The following is a 20891-nucleotide window of genomic DNA, read 5'->3' on the forward strand; positions in this document are numbered from 1 at the left end:
AATGTCAAGGAACGCTAAAATGCTCGGATCAAAAATCGCATGGGATGACACGGTACTCCCATTTCAGTTGGACGCCTCCGATATACGTGGTCGGGTGGTGCGCCTCGATGGCGTGCTGGATAAAATTCTTTCGCAACACGACTATCCGAATGAGATCGAAGCTCTGGTCGCCGAAATGGCTCTGCTGACCGCAATGATCGGTCAGACCATGAAGCTGCGTTGGAAATTGTCTCTGCAGGTGCGCGGCGATGGTCCCGCGCGTTTGATTGCGACCGATTACTATGCGCCTGCGTCAGAGGGCGAGCCGGGGCGCATTCGTGCTTATGCGTCCTACGATGCTTCGCGCCTCATGCCGCGAGTCGATCCGTTTTCGCAAATCGGTAAAGGCTACTTCGCCATTCTGATCGATCAGGGTCAAGGCAATGTGCCGTATCAAGGCATCACGCCGATCTCCGGCGGCTCTCTGTCTGCTTGCGCTGAGACCTATTTTGCGCAGTCTGAACAGTTGCCGTCCCGTTTTGTCACCAGCTTCGGCAAATCCCAGACGCCTGGGTCCGACGAGGGCTGGCGTGCAGGTGGTGTGATGTTGCAAAAAATGCCGAAAGCTTCGCCTTTTGTCGCGCAATCCGAAGAGGGTGACGACAGCGGCCTGTTGCGTGCCGCGGATATTTTGGATGACGACGATTTCGAGGACTGGAATCGCGCAAATATCCTGCTCGATACAGTCGAAGAGATGGAATTGGTGGGCCCGCGTGTTCAGCCGACCGAACTTCTCGTGCGTCTGTTCCACGAAGATAAGCCGCGCGTCTTTGATCCGCAGTCCGTTGAGTTCGGTTGTCAGTGTTCGGAAGAACGTGTGCGCGAAAGCCTGTCGATCTATTCTTCGAAAGACATTGCGCATATGACGACCGAAGAGGGCCTCGTGACGGCGGACTGTCAATTCTGTGGGGCGCATTATGTGCTTGAACCCAAGACGCTGGGGTTTGAGGCGGAGGATAAGCGCGATGGTGAGGACGATTGATCGGGACGGGATTGCGGCGCTGCTGCAGAAATCTGGTGAGTCTTCATCGGATTTCGATCTGAACAAAGCACTTCAACCTGAGCTCAAGAGCCCCCTGCGACCAGCGGGGGTGCTCATCCCGATCCGGAGCGCGCCCGACGGTGCGCGCGTGATCCTGACCAAACGTTCTTCAGCACTCAAACATCACCCAGGGCAGATCGCATTTCCGGGTGGTCGGGTTGATCCCACGGATCACGACCATATCGCCGCTGCACTGAGAGAGGCCTATGAGGAAATCGGCCTGCCGCCTTCGAATGTCGAGATCCTTGGAGAATTGCCCTCTCATCAGACGGTGACACAATTCGAGATGTTTCCCGTTTTAGGCTGGATTAGAGACGATTTTATCCCGCTTCCTGAGGCTGGCGAAGTGTCCGAAATTTTTGAGGTGCCGCTTGAGCATGTGCTCAATGCGGATAACTTTTCGATCCAGTCCCGGCGGTGGCGTGGGCAAGTGCGTTCGTTTTATACGGTGCCCTATGGGCCCTATTATATCTGGGGTGCGACGGCGCGTATTTTGCGGGTTCTCGCGGATCGGGTGAGCCAATGAAACTTACGGCATCGTGGATCAACGACCCCGCTGCAAAACAGATCATGTCGATGTTTTCTGATGCGGGAGCAGAGGCGTTTTTTGTTGGCGGATGTGTTCGCAATAGCTTGATGAATGTTGCCGTGAGCGATCTCGATGTGTCGACAGCCGTGCGCCCCGAGCGCGTGGTCGAACTTGCGACATCCAAGGGGTTCAAGGCGATCCCCACAGGTATCGAGCACGGCACAGTCACCGTGGTCGTCGAGGGGGAACCCTTTGAAATCACAACGTTTCGCAAAGATGTCGAAACCGATGGACGGCGGGCGGTCGTTGCTTTTTCTGACACGCTCGAAGATGACGCACATCGCCGTGATTTCACAATGAACGCGCTCTATGTGCGCGCGGACGGGTCGATTGTTGATCCTCTGGGGGGCTTGCCCGACCTTGATGCAAGACGTGTGCGCTTTATCGACGATCCGAACCAGCGTATCCGCGAAGATTACCTGCGCATTCTCAGATTTTTTCGTTTTCATGCCTGGTATGGCGATGATGAGGCTGGATTGGACCCGGAGGGGCTTGCGGCCTGTGCGGAGAATATCGAAGGGCTGTCCAGCTTGTCGAAAGAGCGTGTAGGGGCGGAACTTATCAAGCTCTTGTCTGCTCCTGAACCGGATCGTTCTATTGCGGCAATGAACCATGCCGGCGTTTTGAATGCGCTTCTTCCCGGCGCTTCAACCAAAGCCTTTTTCCTTTTGACTTCGTTTGAGCAAAGCGTTGATCCGGTTGTTCGACTTGCTGCGCTGGGCCAATTTGATGTGGCGGAGCTCTTGCGGTTGTCGAAACAGAGAACGCGCCAATACGGAGCGCTAAGAGCTTTTGCTGAGGGTCCTGAATCGATTCGTGAGATCGCGTATCGCGAAGGGGAAAAGATGGCGTGGGATGTGGCGGCGCTGCGTGCCGCTTTCTTTGAGCAACCTTTGGAAGCATCCCTGTCAGAAGAGATTGAGCGTGCTGCCAAGGCAGAATTTCCCGTGGCGGCGAAAGATTTGATGTCCGATTTCGCGGGGCCGAAATTGGGACAAATGTTGCGTGATTTGGAGCGAGCGTGGATCGAAAGCGAGTTTCGTGTCACGCATGAGGACCTCATGAAAAAGGCGGGTCGTGATGGATCAGTTTGAAATCGTGCGCTTGGGGCACAAGGGCGACGGGGTCACCGCGGACGGGATTTTCGCGCCCAATACGCTGCCCGGTGAAGTGGTCGAAGGCCATGAAGAAGAGGGTAGGGTGCTCGGTGCGCGCATCGTGACACCTTCGGAGCACCGGGTGCGTGCGGCGTGCCGGCATGCGAAATCCTGCGGTGGCTGTTCGTTGCAGCACGCGTCTGAGGAATTTGTGGCGCAATGGAAATCAGGTTTTGTGAAATCTGCACTGGATCATCAGGGTCTTTCTGCTGAGTTAGGGTCTATTTTGACCTCTCCGGATCGGAGCCGGAGGCGCGCGGTGTTCCACGGGCGACGCACGAAAAAAGGCACCATGATTGGTCTTCACGCTCGGGCTTCTGACAGTCTGGTTGAGGTGCCGGATTGCATCCTGATGGTGCCGGAGATCATGCAGGCTTACGGCGCGTTGAATAGGCTTGTCGAACTTGGCGGATCGCGGCGCGGAGAAATGGATATCACCGTTATTTCGTCAGCCAGCGGGCTCGATATTTCAGTCGAGAATGGCAAGCCGCTTGATCTCGATATGCGTGTCGAATTGGGTGGTTTTGTGCGGGAATTGTCTCTGTCTCGGCTGTCGTGGAATGGCGAAGATCTAGCCGGTGAAGCCGTGCCGTATCTGTCGTTCGGCAAGGCGCGGGTTGTTCCGCCAGCGGGCGCGTTTTTACAGGCGACGGCCGAGGGAGAAGCGGCCTTGGTTGCGTTGATGCGCAAAGCCGTTGTGGGTGCCGATCGTGTGATTGATCTTTTTTCAGGATGCGGGACGTTTTCTCTGCCTATCGCAGAGGATGCGGAGGTGCATGCTGTTGAGGGCGTCACAGAAATGCTTGAGGCCTTGAGCAAAGGTTGGCGTCAGGCGCAGGGGTTGAAAGTGGTTTCGGTCGAGACACGTGATCTCTTTCGGCAACCGGTGCGCGATGATGAGTTGAACGCTTATGACGCGGCAATTATTGATCCACCGCGGCCCGGAGCCCTGGCGCAATGCGAGGAGATCGCCAAAAGTCGCCTCAAAACCGTTGGATTCGTTTCCTGTAACCCGATCACTTTTGCGCGCGATGCGAAGGTTTTGGTCGAGGCGGGCTTTGACATCGATTGGATTGTGCCTGTTGATCAGTTTCGCTGGTCGCCGCATGTGGAAATTGCCGCTTGTTTTAAGCGTCGCTGATGCGAGAAAATATTTTCTAATCGATGAATTGAGTGTATTTTCGCAAAAAAACAAATCGGGCAGAGATCATGGATCGTCGGGTATTCATCACAACGGCTGCAGCAGCAGTTACCTTTTCGTCGGGCGCTTTTGCACGCACACTCAAGCCTTATCGCGGGCCGGAAATCACGCGCGTCGTGATCTATAAAGAGCGTCGTAAGCTCTATCTTTTGCATCATGAAGACGTCGTGAAATCGTTCAAGATCGGGCTGGGTGGCAATCCGATTGGTCCGAAACAATTCGAGGGAGATGGCAAGACGCCGGAAGGCAGCTATGTCATCGACCGCCGCAATCCGAATTCGTCCTATCATTTGTCCTTGGGGATTTCATATCCAAACGAACAGGATAGAGCTCATGCGGCCTCGCTCGGTCGGCGTCCGGGTGGCGACATTTTCATCCACGGACGTGCGGGTGAGAATCGCGGTAAGGGTAAGGATTGGACCGCAGGGTGTATTGCGGTCCGAGATCGGCAAATCGAGAAAATCTACACCATGGTGCAAAACGGCACGCAGGTTGATATTTTCCCGTAAATCTATGATTTAAGGTCGTTATTGGTTTGAAGCCAAGGTTGTGGTTTGGGCGCCGATCAACAGCGTCCACCACAACTTTCCACTGTCTTCCTGATACCAAGCAAAGCCGATGTCGGTCGCCTTCGGATCCAAGATGATGTCGCGCGTGTCGCTTTGTTCCATCCAGGCCGAAAGAGTTTCAAGCTCGGTCTCATAGGTCTCAGAAATATTCTCGCCCAGCATCATGCCGGAGTAGCCAGAGCGCGCCACACGGTCGAGCGGGGAAGAGCCGTCAGACCCGAAATGCCAGGGGCGGTTTTGAACATGCATGTCGCGCGAATGCGTGGCGGCCGCAGCATTGAGGTTTGCGTTCAAAGTCACCGGCGGAGCGCCTGCAGCCGAGCGAAGCGCATTGATCGAGTCGAGCATCCGATACTGGATCGTCGCCTCGTCTTTCGCGTTCACACGGTAAACCCGAGGCAAAGGTTTCCCATCCGGACCAAGCCGCTCTGTCGGCGCTTCACAGGCCGTCAATCCAATAAGGGCTACGATGAGGATAGCGATAATCCGGGACATTCCAGACACTCCATGACTGTTCATCGGATGAGTTAAACGCTTTGCTCGGAAGGTTCAAATCATGTTCGCGGGAATTCGCCGTGAAAGATAGTTTGATTTGCGACTGCGACAAACGCGCCATATAAGACAGGGTAATCCCCATATCATGAATGGCCTCCTCACATGAGTAAGACATCTGTTTCTAAGGTTTCCCGTCGCGCCTTTGTGGCCGGCTCAACAGCACTTCTCGCGCAGCCCGTGCTGGCGCAAACGCAAGGGACAACTGAGATTGAGGGCGATATTTCGGCCGTGGTGCGTCGGAATATTTCGAGCTTTCGGTCGCTCGATTGGCGTCCTTATTTCAGCAATCTGTCGAATGGTGCCATTCTGGTCGATACAACTTCGCGTGCCCTGCACTACTGGAGCGCCGATCAAAGCATCTACAAGCTGTATCCGACCTCTGTGCCGTTGACTGAGGATCTGACGCGTCGTGGTCGTACGTCGATCATTCGCAAAGTTGAGGGGCCAAGCTGGTCTCCGACGCCTGCGATGAAGGTGCGTAACCCTGAGTGGCCGGATTTTGTCGGTCCGGGCCCGGACAACCCGCTTGGAACGCATGCGCTGTACCTGTCCTGGCAGTATTATCGCATCCACGGCACACATGATACGCGTAAAATCGGTCGCCGGTCTTCGAATGGATGTATTGGTCTTTACAATGAACATATTGCAGAGTTGTTCGAACTTGCTAATGTTGGAACGCAAGTGTTGCTAATTTGACGACAAGCCCCAAGAAAATGGTTGCCCCATTGCGGAGTGATTGATTTTCCAACAGTTTGAGTTCTATAGCTTCGTTGTGTAACAAACCTGCCCTCTATTCGTGGGGTCTAAGGAGGATTAACTATGAAAAAACTCGCTGCTGCTGCTGTATTCGCTCTCGCAGGCACCGCTTCTTTCGCTGGTGGCTACTCTGAGCCGGTCATCGAAGCTCCGGTTGTTGTTGAAGAAACTTCTTCTTCTTCCGCTGGTGGCTACATTGTGCCGCTTCTGATCGTGGCACTGGTTGCTGCTGCTGTTGCTGCTGACTAATCGTCTGCAACGCAGTTAAAAATTTAAAAGGGCGGCTCGAATGAGCCGCCCTTTTCATTTGCCTAATCTCTGGTCGTATCGGCAGGTGGGTTATACCCAGCCCGCCAGGTTTTTGCGAATTTGACCCAAGAGCGCTTTGATATGAAGCGGATCGTCATTCAGGCAGGGAATGTAGAGAAACTCCTCGCCACCCGCGTGCTCAAAACTTTCTTTGATCTCCTCGTTGATCTCTTCGAGTGTCTCGATGCAATCGGCGGAAAACGCTGGGGCGCAGACCGCGATGCTTTTGTTGCCCTTCTCGGCCTGACGCGCGACCTCTTCAACCGTGTAGGGCTGAAGCCATTCTTCGGGGCCGAATTTTGACTGGAATGTTGTTATGATCTGCGTGTCATCCCAGCCAAGACGCTCCTTCAGAAGCCGAGTCGTTTTCTGACATTGGCAATGATACGGATCGCCACCCTCTTTGAGGTAGCGTTCAGGAAGCCCGTGGTAGGAACAAATCAGGATGTCCGGCTTCTTCTCGGCGGCCTCATATGCGCGCTCAACAGATTGTGCGAGGGCGTCGATATAGGTCGGATCGTCGAAATAGGGCGCCACAGTGCGACTCGCCGGTTGCCAGTTTTCGTCCATGAGCGCGCGGAAGAACTGATCATTCGCGGTCGCGGTCGTAGCGCCCGCGTATTGCGGATAGAGCGGGAAGAACAGGATTTTCGAGCAGCCCTCGGAGACCAGTTTCTCCACCTTCGATTTCGTCGAAGGATTGCCATAGCGCATACAGAAATCGACCATGACGCGATCCCCGAACTCGGCCTTCAGCCCGGCCTCGATCGCGGCCACCTGTTGCTTGGTGATGGTCATCAAGGGGCTTTCATCGGCCTCGGTGTTCCAAATGGAACGGTAGGCCGCGCCGGATCTTGATGGGCGGAAGGTCAAAACGATACCTTGCAGGATCGGCTGCCATTTCCATTTCGGATAGTCGATTACGCGTTTGTCGGACAGAAATTCGTTCAGATACCGCCGCATGGACCAGTAGTCCGTGTTGTCCGGCGTCCCGAGATTCGCGATCAGAACGCCGATTTTCTCGGTCGGGACTTTCGGGTGATCTTTCGGGGCGTGGAACGGACAGGTGGCATCCGGAGCATTCATGTTCAGCCGGGTGGGCTTCATTTGTCCCATGGGGTTTTCCTTTTTTCTTTAGGCCTAGGATGGTGTCAGATCGGGTCAAGTCAACTGTCGGGCAGTTTGAATTCTTCGGTGTGGAGCGCGGCCGCCAGACTCATCTTGGCGGAGCCGGGCATGAGAGGTTTCGGCTGGCTAGCATCGGGCGCCCAGCCGGTCAGGAACACCAAATCGAAGGTGGCAACCAGACGGTCCTCTTCGGAAAAGTGATCTTTGTAGAGTTGCTCGGCATGATCGAACATTGCTTTGCCGCCAGAAGATTTCTGACGCGCGGAAAGCGCATTGCCTTCCCCCATGGCACGGAGATCTGCAGCCATACGGGCCAGCGACGGATAGCTCACCTTGCGCACGCTTTTGTCCGCAACAGGCAGCGCGAAAGAAGCTCGCTGCAATAGCGCTCCGAGATCGCGCAGCTCTCCCATCGGTAGGACGCGCGGCGAGAGCCCGCCCGAAATTATGCTTTCTGCCTGCCCAAGGCAGGCGCGCAATTCGTTCAGGGTCTGATCCCCAAGGAAGGCGGCAATCATCAATCCATCGGGCTTCAAAGCGCGGTTGCATTGAATAAGCTGCCCGACCGGATCATTGGCCCAATGCAGGCTCATCGCGTGGATCACCAGATCATGTGCGCGCTCTTCTAGAGCCAGCACATCGCTATCGGGGACGATTGTCGCGTCGGGGAACCACTTAGTCCAAATTTCGGGAAAACCCGTGACGATGGCTGGCGATGTAAACGATTTGTTAACCATGTCGAGCCGATCTTCGATCTCGAAACGGGCCTCGTCGTGCAAAAAGAAATCCCCACCCATGCGCAAGGCGCGGCGGCGATTTCGGGCCAACTGGTCCCGATCGACCAAAGGGGCAGGCTGCGACATAGGATGTCCTGACAATGTCTTTGCGTTCAAAGCGCAATGTAGAAAGGTGAGCGGGAAATGCAAAGGCTGGCAAAGCTGATCTACCCGGCACAATGTCTCACCTGCGACGAATTGATCGAGGTATCGCGCGGATTGTGCCCGACATGCTGGTCGAACACGCCCTTTATCATCGATCACCCCTGCGAGGCTTGCGGCCGTCCTTTGATCGGGGAGGCCGAAGCAGGAGATCTCTGTGACGATTGCCGTGCGCATCCTCGAGCCTGGGAGCGTGGTCGCGCGGCGATGCTCTATTCCGGCAATGGGCGCTCTATCGTGCTCAGGTTTAAACATGGCGACCGCACAGATCTGGCCCATTCTGCGGGCCAGTGGCTTGCCAATGCGGCTGAGCCCCTGATCACGCCGGACACAGTTGTGGCTCCGGTGCCGTTGCATTGGGTTCGTATTCTGAAGCGGCGCTACAATCAGGCGGCTTTGCTCGCCGCGCGCGTCGCGAAATTGCATGATCTGACCCACATCCCGGACCTTTTGAGGCGCCCAAGCGCGACGCGCACGCTTGATGGTATGACCGCTGAGCAAAGGCGCGACACGGTCGCGGGCGCCATTCGGATTTCCGCGAATCGCGCCAGTCGACTCAAAGACAAACGTGTCCTGCTGATTGATGATGTGATGACGACGGGGGCGACATTGACCCAATGCGCGGAGGCCTGTCTTGCCGCAGGTGCGAAAGGTGTCGACGTTGCGGTTCTGGCACGCGTGGACAGGAACACCTAAATCCTTATAGTCGCGACGAACAAAAGGATTTTTCCATGCAACCTGTCACGCTCTATACGACCCCAATTTGCCCCTATTGCATCGCAGCCAAGCGTCTGCTCGATTCGAAAGGTATCACCTACACCGACATCGACGTCATGCGCGACCCCGCGCGGCGTCAGGAGATGATGGAAAAGGCGAATGGTAGGCACACCGTTCCGCAGATTTTCATTGGAGACACCCATGTTGGCGGCTGTGATGAGCTGCATGCTTTGGAGCGCGCGGGGAAACTTGATCCTCTGTTGGTGGATTGAGGCATGATCAAAGTCGGCCTGGTCACCCTAAATTCAAGCGATGATCCCCTCGCGAATCTACCCATCACATTGGACTATGTGAACGCGGCGGCGGATGCGGGGGCTGAAATCGTGATGACGCCGGAGGTCACGAATTGTGTGTCTTCTTCGCGGGCGCATCAGATGGAGGTTCTCTGTCACGAAGAGGATGATCCAACGCTGAAAGCGCTCCGAGACGTGGCGCGTTTGCGCGGGATTTGGGTCTTGATTGGATCTATCGGGCTGAAAACCGACGACCCGGATGGGCGTTTTGCCAATCGATCATTCCTGATTGACCCGCAGGGAGAGATCAAAGCGCGCTATGACAAGATTCACATGTTCGACGTGGATGTCAGCGAGACGGAGCGCTATCGCGAATCCGATGGCTATCGTCCGGGCGAAAAGGCCGTTGTCGCCACGACGCCCCTTGCGAAGATTGGCATGACGATCTGCTATGACCTGCGTTTCCCGCATCTGCATCGGACGCTCGCCAAGGCCGGCGCGGAGATCATCACCCAGCCCGCTGCCTTCACCGCCGTCACTGGCGAGGCACATTGGCATAGCCTTTTGAGGGCGCGGGCCATTGAGACAGGATGCTTCGTCTTGGCACCTGCGCAGACCGGGCATCATAAAGAGCAACGTGACGTGAATCGTCGAACCTACGGGCATTCTCTGGCCGTGTCCCCTTGGGGTGATGTAATCTTTGATGGGGGTATTGAGCCAGGTTGGGGTCTTGTCGAGGTTGATCTGGATGAGGTTCCAAAGGCTCGCAAGCGTATTCCGGCCCTGTCGCATGATCGCGACTTCGAGGTCTCAAATGACTGACGCCCCAAACCACGATGCCCTCTCGGTGGCTCTGTTTTCAGAGATTTTCATGGCCGATCAGCTGGCGCGAAACCGGCTGACCAAGGCTATGCCGAAGGGTATGGAGATCAGCCATTTTTCCGTGCTCAATCATCTGGCGCGGGCAAATGACGAACGCTCTCCGGCGCAACTGGCCCGTGCGTTTCATGTTACGCGCGGGGCAATGACCAATACGCTGAACAAATTGGAATGGGCGGGACATGTGCACATTCGCCCCGACTGGGACGATGCGCGGCGCAAATTTGTGTCGATTTCGCCTTCTGGCCGCGCCGCGCGTGATGCTGCTTTGGCGGCGATTGCCCCGATCCTCTCTGAGATTGTCGAGGCGATTGGTGTGGAACGCGTCAAATCTGCCCTGCCGGTGCTACGCGAAATGCGCATCCGGTTGGAGGATAAAGATTAAGCTGGATTAGGCCCTATTCGGGCTTAATCGACGCGGTGACGTAATTTACGGAAAGATCGCGCGCAGAGGTCGACCAGCTCCACAGGATCGGATTGAAAACAAAGCCTTTGCGATCCACCGGATTGAGGCCTGCTTTTGAGATCAGATCGAACAACTCATCTGGCGTGATGAATTTCTTCCATTCATGCGTCCCGCGCGGCAGCCAGCGCATCACCACTTCGGCGCCGAAAATCGCCATGGCGTAGCTCTTCGGATTGCGGTTGAGCGTCGAACAGATCATCAGCCCGCCGGGTTTCAAAAGCTGCTGACAGGCGGTCAGATAGGCCAGCGGATCGGCAACATGTTCAACCACTTCCATGTTCAGCACGACGTCGAATTGCTCGCCCGCCTCGGCCAGAGCTTCGGCGGTGGTGTTGCGATAGTCGATCTCAAGACCGGATTGTTCGGCATGGACTTGCGCCACCGGAATGTTGCGCTCTGCGGCATCCGCACCCACCACGGTGGCGCCAAGCCGCGCCATCGGTTCGGACAAAAGCCCGCCCCCACAGCCGATGTCCAACAGGCGCAGGCCTTCGAAGGGGTTGTCAGAGGCCAGATCACGCCCGAATTCCGCGGCAATCTGCGTCACGATGTAATCGAGCCGCACAGGGTTCATCATGTGCAACGGCTTGAATTTCCCGGTCGGATCCCACCATTCGGCAGCCATCGCTTCGAATTTCGCGACCTCTTGGGGGTCAATGGTGGTTTGCATGATCGCCTCCTTCATGTTCAACTCCGTCCGCCGGGACTATGACTTAGCCCGCTCTATATAGGATTTCCATGGACAAGGTCTCAGGCCAAAAGAGCGCATATTCGTATCTCTACCCCCAAATCGCGGTCTATGACCACCGCATGTTGGAGGTTGGGGACGGGCATCAATTATATGTCGAACAAAGCGGCAATCCAGCGGGGCTTCCGGTGGTCGTTTTGCATGGCGGTCCGGGCGGTGGGTGTAGCCCCTATATGCGGCGCTATTTCGACCCCTCCAAATATCGCATCATCCTGTTCGATCAGCGGGGCTGTGGCAAATCCCGGCCTTTTGCCTCGGTCGAGGCCAATACGACCCAGCATCTTATCGCGGATATCGAAAAAATTAGGCTCGAACTTGGCATAGATCGCTGGGTTGTCTTTGGCGGGAGCTGGGGTGCGACCTTGGGGTTGGCCTATACGCAGGCCCATCCCGAGCGTGTGTTGCACCTCGTGTTGCGCGGCGTGTTCATGGCGCGGCAAAGCGAGCTGGATTGGTTCTACGCGGGTGGTGCAGGTAAATTCTGGCCGGACCTGTGGGCCGAGTTTCGCGATGCCATTCCTGAAGACGAGCATGGAGACTTGGTAGGGGCCTATCACCGGCGTCTTTTCAGTGGCGATCACAAGCAAGAGGTCGTTTACGGACGGATTTGGTCGCGTTGGGAAAACGCTTTGGCCTCGATGGCCACAGATGGCGTCGTGGGCGAGCCTGGGCCGGACTATGCCCGCACCTTTGCCCGGATCGAGAATCACTACTTTATCAACGGCGCGTTTTTCGATCACGACGGCCAGCTGATGACAAATATCGACTGCATGGCCGATGTGCCGGGTACCATCGTGCAGGGTCGGTTCGATATGATCTGTCCGCCGTCGACGGCCTATGAGTTGAACCGCGTTTGGCCGATCTCTCGGCTGATCATGGTGGGACGCGCTGGGCATGCTTTGTCTGAGCCGGGGATCACGCAGGCTTTGGTCATGACAATGGACCGGCTCGGTGATCTATTGGGCTGAGATGCTATAGGGCTTGCAGTTTTGCGTTGTCGCGCGTATATGCCTTGCCAACAGCGGCGCTGTCGGGAGTTCCCGAGGCTCCACCGAGAACGATCGACGGGCCGCGCGCCCGTTTTTTTGTGCCCTGACCAAAGGGCCATGTATCGAAGTGAACCGTATCGAAAGAGGCCTCTCAATGTCGGATCTGATTGCTAAAACCGCGATCGACCGCCGGATGGCGGAAATCGTTGGCCCCGTCATTGAAGGCATGGGGTTCGAACTTGTGCGCGTGCGTCTGATGTCCTCGACCAAATCGAAGACGCTTCAGATCATGGCCGAACGCCCGACCGGCGGCATCGAAGTGGACGAATGCGCGGAGATTTCCACCGCCGTTTCTGCTATTCTCGACGTCGAAGATCCGATCGAAGATGAATATACGCTCGAAGTGTCGAGCCCGGGTATCGACCGTCCTCTGACGCGTTTGAAGGACTTCGACACCTTTGAGGGCCATGAGGTCAAGATCGAGACCACCGAGATGATCGACGGTCGCCGCCGTTTCAAAGGCCAATTGGCCGGCGTCGAAGGCGACGATGTTCTGATCACCATCGAGGAAGGTGGCGAGGATGTGACCATCGGGCTGAATTTTGACTGGCTGTCGGACGCCAAACTTGTGCTGACCGACGAGCTGATCCGCGAAATGCTGCGTCAACGGAAATCCGATGGCGCGATTGACGAGAACCAATTTGACGAAATCCAGACCGACGACGGGTCTTCAGAGGATTGAGAGAGGACTGAGTAATGGCAATCACCTCTGCAAACCAGCTTGAGCTGTTGCAAACCGCCGAGGCCGTGGCCCGCGAGAAAATGATCGACCCGAATCTCGTGGTCGAAGCGATGGAAGAATCCCTCGCCCGTGCCGCGAAGTCGCGTTACGGCGCCGAGATGGACATCCGCGTCTCCATCGACCGCAAAACGGGCCGCGCCACCTTTACCCGTGTGCGCACCGTGGTCGAGGACGAAGAGCTTGAGAACTACCAAGCCGAGCTGACCGTGGAGCAGGCCAAGCAATATATGGCTGACCCGCAGATCGGCGATGAGATCAAGGACGAGGTTCCGCCGGTGGAGCTTGGCCGGATTGCCGCGCAATCCGCGAAACAGGTGATCCTGCAAAAAGTGCGCGAAGCCGAGCGTGATCGCCAGTTCGACGAGTTCAAAGACCGCGTCGGCACGATCATCAACGGCACCGTGAAGCGCGAAGAGTACGGCAACGTGATCGTCGATATTGGTCGTGGCGAAGGCATCCTGCGTCGCAACGAAAAGATTGGCCGCGAAGCCTACCGCCCGAACGACCGCATCCGCTGCTATATCAAAGATGTGCGCCGCGAAGCACGTGGTCCGCAGGTCTTCCTGTCCCGCACCGCGCCGGAATTCATGGCCGAGCTGTTCAAGATGGAAGTGCCGGAGATCTACGACGGCATCATCGAGATCAAAGCCGTGGCCCGTGATCCCGGCTCACGCGCGAAGATCGCCGTGATTTCCTACGACGGCTCTATTGATCCGGTCGGCGCCTGTGTCGGTATGCGTGGTTCGCGTGTGCAGGCTGTTGTGAACGAGCTTCAGGGCGAGAAAATTGACATCATTCCGTGGAATGACGATCAGCCGACCTTCCTTGTGAACGCGCTGCAACCGGCCGAAGTCACCAAAGTGGTGCTCGACGAAGATGCAGGCAAGATCGAAGTCGTGGTGCCGGACGAGCAACTGTCGCTCGCCATCGGTCGTCGCGGTCAGAACGTGCGTCTGGCGTCCCAGCTGACCGGTCTCGACATCGACATCCTGACCGAAGCCGAAGAATCCGAGCGTCGCCAGAAAGAATTCGCGGCCCGCACGCAGCTCTTCATGGATGCACTCGATCTGGATGAATTCTTCGCCCAGCTTCTGGTGTCTGAAGGCTTCACCAACCTCGAAGAGGTGGCTTACGTCGAGGTCGACGAGCTTCTCGTCATTGATGGCGTGGATGAAGACACCGCCAACGAGTTGCAAGCCCGTGCCCGCGACGTGCTCGAAGAAGCCAATCGCAAGGCCATGGAACATGCCCGCGAGCTGGGTGTCGAGGACAGCCTTGTTGACTTTGAGGGTCTGACACCCCAGATGATTGAGGCACTGGCCGAGGACGGCGTGAAATCTCTCGAAGATTTCGCGACCTGCGCGGACTGGGAGCTGGCCGGTGGCTGGACCACGGTGAATGGCGAGCGCATCAAGGACGATGGTGTCCTTGAGAAGTTCGACGTTTCCCTCGAAGAGGCTCAGAACATGGTGATGACGGCGCGTATCCAGCTTGGCTGGGTCGACCCGTCCGACCTTGAAACCGAAGAAGAGGCCGTTGAAGACGATGCGGCGGAAGAAGGAAGCGAGGCCTGATTTCAGGCCTTGCCCAAAAGGTGATTGATGACCAGAGGCGGTATGGTGAAATCCAAAGACGAAGCGGAGCGGCGCTGTATCGTGTCGCGGGAGGCTGAGCCCAAGCGCGGCCTCATCCGTTTCGTTGTCTCGCCCGACGGTCTCGTGGTCCCCGACCTAGCGGAAAAACTGCCGGGTCGCGGCATCTGGGTCAGCGCCGATCGCGCGGTTTTGGAAGAGGCAGTGAAGAAAAAGCTGTTCGCCAAGGCCGCTCGCACGCAGGTGACGGTGCCCGATGATTTTGTAAACCTGATCGAGGCCGGATTGGCCGATCGGGTGGTGCATCTGATTTCCCTCGCACGAAAGGCGGGCGGAGCAGTTTGTGGATTTGAGAAAGTGAAGGGCTGGTTGGCTGACGGGCACGCGAAAGTGCTGCTTCAGGCCTCCGATGGCTCGGAACGCGGAAAAGGCAAGCTTTGGACACCCGAGGGGGGCCGTTGGTTCGGTCATCTGACGAGTTCCGAATTGGGTTTGGCTTTTGGCCGCGAAAGTGTGATACATGGCGCGCTCTCAGGTAGCGGACTCAGCAAACGTGTTGTAGAGGAAGCCAACCGCCTTGTGGGCGTGCGCGAGACAATCGGTGGAGAGGGCTCCACCGGGAAGGGTAAGACGACGAAATGAGCGATACAGACGGCAAAAAAACCCTCGGCCTTCGTGGTGGTTCCGGTTCGGTGAAGCAGAGCTTCTCCCACGGGCGCACGAAGAATGTCGTGGTCGAAACCAAACGCAAACGTGTTGTGGTGCCGAAGCCGGGTGCTTCGAAGTCGTCGGGCTCCGGAAATCCTGCGCTGGGCGATCCGTCCAAACGTCCGGCGGGCATTTCGGATGCGGAAATGGAGCGCCGTATGAAGGCGCTTGCTGCTGCGAAAGCGGCGGAGGCTGAAGAGGCGCAAAAACGTGCCGAAGAAGAGAAAGCCCGCGAGGAAGAGCGCGAGCGCCGTCGTCGTGAGGTCGAGGAAAAGGCCCGCGAAGAGGCAGAACGCGAAGCTGCTCTGAAAGCGAAAGAAGAGGAAGAGGCCCGCGCCAAGAAAGAAGCCGAAGAGGCGAAAAAGCGCGAAGCCGAAGCTCGTAAGAAACCGGCAGCCGCTCCGGCGCCGAAGACCGACGATCCGGCAGCCGCCCAAGCCGCCCTGCAAAAACAGCAGGAACGCGGTGGCCGCGCCCCGGCGGCGGCACCCCGTGCTCGTGAGCGCGAAGACGACAACCGCAACAACCGTGGCAAAGGCGGCGACAACCGTCGCTCTGGCAAGCTGACCGTGAACCAGGCGTTGACAGGTGGTGAAGGCGGGCGTCAGCGCTCGATGGCCGCGATGAAGCGCAAACAGGAACGCATGCGCCAGAAGGCCATGGGCGGCAATGAATCGCGTGAAAAGGTTGTGCGTGACGTGCAGGTTCCGGAAACCATCGTGGTCTCCGAACTGGCAAACCGTATGGCCGAGCGTGTTGCTGATGTCGTGAAATCGCTCATGAAAATGGGCATGATGGTTACGCAGAACCAATCCATCGACGCCGACACTGCCGAGCTAATCGTCGAGGAATTCGGTCACCGCATTCAGCGTGTGTCTGATGCCGACGTCGAGGACGTGATCTCGCAGGTCGAGGATGCAGCCGAAACGCTGCAACCGCGTCCGCCGGTGATCACCATCATGGGCCACGTTGACCATGGTAAAACCTCGCTGCTCGATGCGATCCGCAACGCCAATGTGACCTCCGGCGAGGCTGGCGGGATCACGCAGCACATCGGTGCCTATCAGGTGAAAACGGAATCCGGTGCGGTTCTGTCCTTCTTGGACACGCCCGGCCACGCCGCCTTTACCTCTATGCGGGCCCGCGGTGCACAGGTGACGGATATCGTCGTGCTCGTGGTTGCTGCTGATGACTCCGTGATGCCGCAAACCATCGAGGCGATCAGCCACGCAAAAGCCGCTGGTGTGCCGATGATCGTAGCGATCAACAAATGCGACAAACCGGATGCCGAACCGATGAAGGTGCGCACCGAGTTGCTGCAACATGAGGTGATCGTCGAGGAAATGTCTGGTGACGTGCAAGATGTTGAAGTCTCTGCAAAAACCGGCAAGGGTCTTGATGAGCTGCTCGAAGCGATCGCGCTTCAGGCCGAAATCCTTGAGTTGAAAGCCAATCCGGATCGCGCCGCTGAAGGTGCCGTGATCGAGGCTCAGCTCGATGTGGGCCGTGGTCCGGTCGCGACCGTTCTGGTTCAGAAGGGCACGCTGAAACGTGGCGATATCTTTGTTGTGGGTGAGCAGTGGGGTAAGGTCCGTGCGCTCGTGAACGACAAAGGCGACCGCGTCGAAGAGGCAGGTCCGTCGGTTCCGGTCGAGGTTCTGGGTCTCAACGGCACGCCGGAAGCCGGTGACGTGTTGAACGTTGTCGACACCGAAGCGCAGGCGCGTGAGATTGCCGAGTACCGCGAACAGGCAGCCAAGGACAAACGCGCCGCTGCTGGTGCCGCGACCACGCTGGATCAACTTTTGGCGAAAGCCAAGGCGGATGAAAACGTTGCCGAACTGCCGATCCTCGTGAAAGCGGACGTGCAGGGCTCTGCCGAAGCCATCGTTCAGGCGATGGAAAAGATCGGCAACGACGAGGTACGCGTGCGCGTGCTGCACTACGGTGTGGGCGCGATCACGGAATCCGACATCGGTCTGGCCGAAGCCTCGGGTGCGCCTGTGATCGGCTTCAACGTGCGTGCAAACGCTCCGGCGCGGAACTCCGCGAACCAGAAAGGCGTCGAAATCCGCTATTACTCCGTGATCTACGACCTCGTGGATGATGTGAAAGCGGCGGCTTCCGGTCTGTTGTCCGCTGAAATTCGCGAGAACTTCATCGGTTACGCCGAAATTCGCGAAGTCTTCAAAGTGTCGGGTGTGGGCAAGGTTGCCGGCTGTCTCGTCACCGAAGGTGTGGCGCGCCGTTCCGCCGGTGTGCGTCTGCTGCGCGACGATGTTGTGATCCACGAAGGCACGCTGAAAACGCTCAAGCGCTTCAAGGACGAAGTCAAAGAAGTGCTGTCGGGTCAGGAATGCGGTATGGCCTTTGAAAACTACGATGACATTCGCCCGGGCGATGTGATCGAGATTTTCGAACGAGAGGAGGTCGAGCGTCAGCTCGACTGACCCTCAGCGGAGATTTGAATACAAAAAAGGCGGGCTACGGGCCCGCCTTTTTCGTGTGTAACAAACCTAGTAAACTGCTGTTCAGGCGGCTTTGGTGTAAGACACCGGTTTGCCGACAAAGGTTTTGTCGCCAACGCGCACCTGAATGTTTCCATTCTGAGTTTCGCCAACATAGTGGCCCTGAACGGAGATGTATTTCCCGAGAGTAATCGAACGCATCATTCTGATGGCCCCCAAAGCTAAATGACGTTAGCGATAAATTACCTCAAGAATCGTCAAAAATCATTTACAAATTTAAGTCAAATGCGGTTATTCAGCACAAATGTTGTGCAAATGTGGGGTCTGCACAACAAAATATTACGTTTCTGCTGTGCAGCAACTCAAAGAAGGTCTCTGAGGATGGGAATCAGTGGAACATCGGCCGGTGGCATCGGGTAATCTCGAAGATCACGCGCCTTCACCCACTTTAACACCTGACCTTCGCGGGGCGTCGGCACGCCGTTCCATTTGCGACAGGCAAACAGCGGCATCATGAGGTGAAAATCGTCATAGCTGTGCGAGGCAAAGGTCAGCGGCGCGAGGCAGGAATTCCAGGTTTCGATTCCCAATTCCTCATGTAATTCGCGAACCAAGGCAGCCTCGGGCGTCTCACCTGGCTCGACTTTGCCGCCGGGAAACTCCCAGAGCCCGGCCATGGATTTGCCTTCGGGCCGCTGTGCCAAAAGCACACGGCCCTCAATGTCGATCAAGGCAACGGCAGAAACGAGCAGCAATTTCACGAGCGATAGTCCGCGTTGATCGTGATGTAGCCGTGAGTCAGGTCACAGGACCAAACGGTCGCGGTGCCATTGTCGAGGCCCAGATCGACACGAATGACGATCTCGTCGTTCTTCATATAGGCGGCCCCGGCTTCTTCCGTATAGCTGGGCGAAACCCAACCATTCTCGGCCACGAGGATGTCGCCAAACCAAATGGTAAGACGGTCGCGTTCGGCGCGCTCACCGGCTTTGCCGACGGCCATCACGATACGACCCCAGTTCGGGTCCTCACCGGCAACGGCGGTTTTCACCAGCGGAGAGTTGGCGATTGCCATGGCGACACGATGCGCGGGGCCATTGGCATTGGCGCCGGTGACCTGAACCTCAATGAGTTTCGTGGCCCCTTCGCCATCGCGCGCGATCTGGATCGCCAGATCTTTCATCACGGCGTGAAGCGCCTCGCGGAAGGCGTGGACACGCGGATCGGCGAAATCGGTGATCGGCTCCATGTCGGCCTTGCCGGTCGCGCCGACGATCACCGTGTCAGAGGTCGACGTATCGCCATCGACGGTCACACAGTTGAAGGTCTTGGCGTTGTCGAGCCAGAGACATTGTTGCAGCACATCGCGCGTGATCGCCGCATCGGTGAAGATGTAGCACAGCATGGTCGCCATATCGGGGGCGATCATGCCGGAGCCTTTTGCGAAACCTGCGATTTTGATGGTCGTCCCATCGAGATCAGCGGTCTGAGTCGCACCTTTGGGGAAGGTGTCTGTGGTCATGATCGCGCGGGCGGCCATGTCCATGCTGTCGGGCGTCAGAGCGGCGTTGAGATCGGCGATCTTCGCAGTGATCCGCTCCCATTTCAGAGGCTCACCGATCACGCCCGTGGAGGCGGTGAACACGCGTTTCTGGTCAATTCCCATCTCTTTTGCGACCGCTTCGGTGATCTTGGCGACCGAGTCAAAGCCGCTTTGACCGGTAAAAGCGTTCGAGTTACCGGAATTGACGAGGATTGCGGCCTTGCCCGGAAGATCGAGCGTCACCTTCTCCTGACAGTCGATGACGGCTGCGGAGCGGGTGGTGGAGCGAGTAAAGACGCCGGCGATGGCAGAGCCCTCGCAAAGCTCGGCAAGCATGACATCCGTGCGGCCCGAATAGCGCACGCCGGCCTCAAGAGCGGCAAAGCGCACGCCTTCGATCACGGGCAGCTCGGGAAATCCGCCTTTCGGAGCAAGCGGGGAAACATGGGTGATTTTAGCCATCGTCGGCGTCCTTACAAAAGCGCGGGGTGAGGCGCGAAATTAGTCTTGCAGCAGATCGTCCATCCGCAGAGCGGCGGGATCGATGCCTTCCACAAGCTCGACGTTACCATCGCTTTGCAGCGCTTCAAGGGCTTCCGTGATCGCAGCTTGCTCAATGTCAGCGGCAAGCTCGTCCTGCACCTCTTCGAGCGGCGGAACGGAGGCCAGACGGGTTTCCATCAGCTTGATCACATGCCAGCCGAACTGGGTTTGAACGGGCTGAGATACGCTGTCTTCTTCCATGCCGACCACGGCCTCTTCAAACGGTGCAACCATCATGCCGAGGCCAAACCAACCGAGATCACCGCCATTCGGGCCGGACGGGCCGGTGGACTTTTCGCGGGCCAATTCGGCAAAATCGGCACCTTCATCGAGCGCTTTGACAAGCTCCATCACCTCTTCCTCGGTTTCCACGAGGATATGCGCGGCATGGAATTCGCGGCCCGGTTCAAATTCAGCGTATTTCGCATCGTAAGCCGCCTGAAGCGTTTCGTCGGTCACGGCGTTGGCTGCGATGGATTCCAGTTGCGAACCCGCGATAAGCACACGCTCTTCGTTTTCAAGCTGAAGTTTCAGGCCTTCGGAGACATCGCCGGCAGCTTGTTTCAAAAGCTCTTGCTGCACGATTTGGTTCACGATGCCTTCAAAAAGCTGTGCATCTGGCAGGCTCTGATATTGCGGCGGCAGAGCTTGGCGTGCGGCGATGATGTGACCGAGGGTGATTTCCGTGCCGTTGACGTTCGCAACGACGGTCGAGGAGGTCATATCCTGCGCAAAGACCGGTGCGGAGGTGGCAAGTGCGAGCGAAAGCAGCGCAGCAGTGGCGGAAAAACGGTATTTCATGGAGAAAATCCTTCCTGTCGGCGCCTTTCAGAGGCGTGACGTTGACACTCAAGGTATGG

24 protein-coding genes are annotated in these 20891 nt (G+C 57.1%); 16 read left to right on the forward strand and 8 right to left on the reverse strand.

Going from position 1 to position 20891, the window contains the following annotated elements:
- Positions 1-19 precede the first annotated feature (19 nt).
- The 5 genes from J5Y17_RS00975 (at position 20) to J5Y17_RS00995 (ending at position 4537) form a co-directional block, all read left to right on the forward strand.
- Positions 20-1021 (forward strand): Hsp33 family molecular chaperone HslO, encoded by a 1002-nt coding sequence (locus J5Y17_RS00975; protein ID WP_219783342.1) that lies wholly within the window; start codon positions 20-22, stop codon positions 1019-1021.
- Positions 1005-1607 carry a CoA pyrophosphatase gene (locus J5Y17_RS00980; protein WP_219783343.1) on the forward strand — a complete coding sequence of 201 codons (603 nt, stop codon included), beginning with the start codon at positions 1005-1007 and terminating at the stop codon, positions 1605-1607. The genes J5Y17_RS00975 and J5Y17_RS00980 overlap by 17 nt, the downstream gene beginning before the upstream one ends.
- The gene (locus J5Y17_RS00985) at positions 1499-2764 is read left to right on the forward strand and encodes a CCA tRNA nucleotidyltransferase (RefSeq protein ID WP_370628803.1); all 1266 of its coding nucleotides are present in this window, start codon (positions 1499-1501) and stop codon (positions 2762-2764) included. Before J5Y17_RS00980 ends, J5Y17_RS00985 begins: the two co-directional genes overlap by 109 nt.
- The gene (locus J5Y17_RS00990; protein WP_219783344.1) at positions 2751-3968 is read left to right on the forward strand and encodes a class I SAM-dependent RNA methyltransferase; all 1218 of its coding nucleotides are present in this window, start codon (positions 2751-2753) and stop codon (positions 3966-3968) included. The genes J5Y17_RS00985 and J5Y17_RS00990 overlap by 14 nt, the downstream gene beginning before the upstream one ends.
- 68 nt (positions 3969-4036) lie before the next feature.
- Positions 4037-4537 carry a murein L,D-transpeptidase family protein gene (locus J5Y17_RS00995; protein WP_219783345.1) on the forward strand — a complete coding sequence of 167 codons (501 nt, stop codon included), beginning with the start codon at positions 4037-4039 and terminating at the stop codon, positions 4535-4537.
- Between the two features lie 18 nt (positions 4538-4555).
- Here the strand turns inward: J5Y17_RS00995 and J5Y17_RS01000 are convergent, their stop codons facing one another.
- A complete protein-coding gene (locus tag J5Y17_RS01000; RefSeq protein ID WP_219783346.1) occupies positions 4556-5092 on the reverse strand; it encodes a CAP domain-containing protein in 537 nt (178 codons plus the stop codon).
- A gap of 162 nt (positions 5093-5254) precedes the next feature.
- Here J5Y17_RS01000 and J5Y17_RS01005 point away from each other — a divergent pair, with 162 nt between their 5' ends.
- Complete coding sequence (locus J5Y17_RS01005; RefSeq protein WP_219783347.1) at positions 5255-5848, forward strand: L,D-transpeptidase; 594 nt, start codon at positions 5255-5257, stop codon at positions 5846-5848.
- A 123-nt stretch (positions 5849-5971) separates the two neighbouring features.
- Positions 5972-6157, forward strand: a complete 186-nt coding sequence (locus J5Y17_RS01010; RefSeq protein WP_219783348.1) for a hypothetical protein — start codon at positions 5972-5974, stop codon at positions 6155-6157.
- A 90-nt stretch (positions 6158-6247) separates the two neighbouring features.
- On the opposite strand, the gene hemH is transcribed toward J5Y17_RS01010, so the two are convergent.
- Positions 6248-7333: a ferrochelatase gene (gene hemH, locus J5Y17_RS01015; protein WP_255571773.1), complete on the reverse strand. Its 1086-nt coding sequence runs from the start codon at positions 7331-7333 to the stop codon at positions 6248-6250.
- 50 nt (positions 7334-7383) lie between these two features.
- Positions 7384-8208, reverse strand: a complete 825-nt coding sequence (locus J5Y17_RS01020; protein WP_219783349.1) for a methyltransferase domain-containing protein — start codon at positions 8206-8208, stop codon at positions 7384-7386.
- A gap of 57 nt (positions 8209-8265) precedes the next feature.
- Between J5Y17_RS01020 and J5Y17_RS01025 the strand changes: the two genes are divergently transcribed.
- Genes J5Y17_RS01025 through J5Y17_RS01040 form a run of 4 tightly spaced genes read left to right on the forward strand, consistent with a single transcriptional unit; the run spans position 8266 to position 10557 of the window.
- Positions 8266-8979, forward strand: a complete 714-nt coding sequence (locus J5Y17_RS01025) for a ComF family protein (RefSeq protein WP_219783350.1) — start codon at positions 8266-8268, stop codon at positions 8977-8979.
- A 35-nt stretch (positions 8980-9014) separates the two neighbouring features.
- The gene (gene grxC, locus J5Y17_RS01030) at positions 9015-9272 is read left to right on the forward strand and encodes a glutaredoxin 3 (RefSeq protein WP_219783351.1); all 258 of its coding nucleotides are present in this window, start codon (positions 9015-9017) and stop codon (positions 9270-9272) included.
- Positions 9273-9275: 3 nt separating this feature from the next.
- Complete coding sequence (locus J5Y17_RS01035) at positions 9276-10115, forward strand: carbon-nitrogen hydrolase family protein (protein ID WP_219783352.1); 840 nt, start codon at positions 9276-9278, stop codon at positions 10113-10115.
- Entirely contained in the window at positions 10108-10557 is a 450-nt protein-coding gene (locus tag J5Y17_RS01040; RefSeq protein ID WP_219783353.1) for a MarR family winged helix-turn-helix transcriptional regulator, read from the forward strand. The genes J5Y17_RS01035 and J5Y17_RS01040 overlap by 8 nt, the downstream gene beginning before the upstream one ends.
- A 13-nt stretch (positions 10558-10570) precedes the next feature.
- Here J5Y17_RS01040 and ubiG read toward each other — a convergent pair whose 3' ends face one another.
- Positions 10571-11308: a bifunctional 2-polyprenyl-6-hydroxyphenol methylase/3-demethylubiquinol 3-O-methyltransferase UbiG gene (gene ubiG / locus J5Y17_RS01045; RefSeq protein WP_219783354.1), complete on the reverse strand. Its 738-nt coding sequence runs from the start codon at positions 11306-11308 to the stop codon at positions 10571-10573.
- Between the two features lie 68 nt (positions 11309-11376).
- Here ubiG and pip point away from each other — a divergent pair, with 68 nt between their 5' ends.
- From pip to infB, 5 genes are all read left to right on the forward strand, one after another.
- Positions 11377-12354, forward strand: coding sequence for a prolyl aminopeptidase (gene pip / locus J5Y17_RS01050; protein ID WP_219783355.1), 978 nt, complete (start codon positions 11377-11379; stop codon positions 12352-12354).
- 175 nt (positions 12355-12529) lie between these two features.
- The gene (gene rimP, locus J5Y17_RS01055) at positions 12530-13117 is read left to right on the forward strand and encodes a ribosome maturation factor RimP (protein WP_167601202.1); all 588 of its coding nucleotides are present in this window, start codon (positions 12530-12532) and stop codon (positions 13115-13117) included.
- Positions 13118-13131: 14 nt separating this feature from the next.
- Entirely contained in the window at positions 13132-14751 is a 1620-nt protein-coding gene (gene nusA / locus J5Y17_RS01060; protein ID WP_219783356.1) for a transcription termination factor NusA, read from the forward strand.
- 27 nt (positions 14752-14778) lie between these two features.
- Positions 14779-15411, forward strand: coding sequence for an RNA-binding protein (locus tag J5Y17_RS01065; protein WP_219783357.1), 633 nt, complete (start codon positions 14779-14781; stop codon positions 15409-15411).
- Positions 15408-17927 (forward strand): translation initiation factor IF-2, encoded by a 2520-nt coding sequence (gene infB, locus J5Y17_RS01070; protein ID WP_219783358.1) that lies wholly within the window; start codon positions 15408-15410, stop codon positions 17925-17927. The genes J5Y17_RS01065 and infB overlap by 4 nt, the downstream gene beginning before the upstream one ends.
- Before the next feature lie 81 nt (positions 17928-18008).
- Here the strand turns inward: infB and J5Y17_RS01075 are convergent, their stop codons facing one another.
- The 4 genes from J5Y17_RS01075 to J5Y17_RS01090 all read right to left on the reverse strand — a co-directional run bounded on the left by J5Y17_RS01075 (position 18009) and on the right by J5Y17_RS01090 (position 20832).
- A complete protein-coding gene (locus J5Y17_RS01075; protein ID WP_219783359.1) occupies positions 18009-18149 on the reverse strand; it encodes a hypothetical protein in 141 nt (46 codons plus the stop codon).
- Positions 18150-18307: 158 nt separating this feature from the next.
- Positions 18308-18706 carry an 8-oxo-dGTP diphosphatase MutT gene (mutT, locus tag J5Y17_RS01080; protein ID WP_219783360.1) on the reverse strand — a complete coding sequence of 133 codons (399 nt, stop codon included), beginning with the start codon at positions 18704-18706 and terminating at the stop codon, positions 18308-18310.
- Positions 18703-19950 (reverse strand): bifunctional glutamate N-acetyltransferase/amino-acid acetyltransferase ArgJ, encoded by a 1248-nt coding sequence (gene argJ / locus J5Y17_RS01085; RefSeq protein ID WP_219783361.1) that lies wholly within the window; start codon positions 19948-19950, stop codon positions 18703-18705. Before argJ ends, mutT begins: the two co-directional genes overlap by 4 nt.
- Positions 19951-19989: 39 nt before the next feature.
- Positions 19990-20832 carry a peptidylprolyl isomerase gene (locus tag J5Y17_RS01090; RefSeq protein WP_219783362.1) on the reverse strand — a complete coding sequence of 281 codons (843 nt, stop codon included), beginning with the start codon at positions 20830-20832 and terminating at the stop codon, positions 19990-19992.
- Positions 20833-20891: the final 59 nt, after the last annotated feature.

The sequence above is a fragment of the Celeribacter sp. PS-C1 genome (assembly GCF_019429625.1).
In the GTDB taxonomy this organism is placed as follows: domain Bacteria; phylum Pseudomonadota; class Alphaproteobacteria; order Rhodobacterales; family Rhodobacteraceae; genus Celeribacter.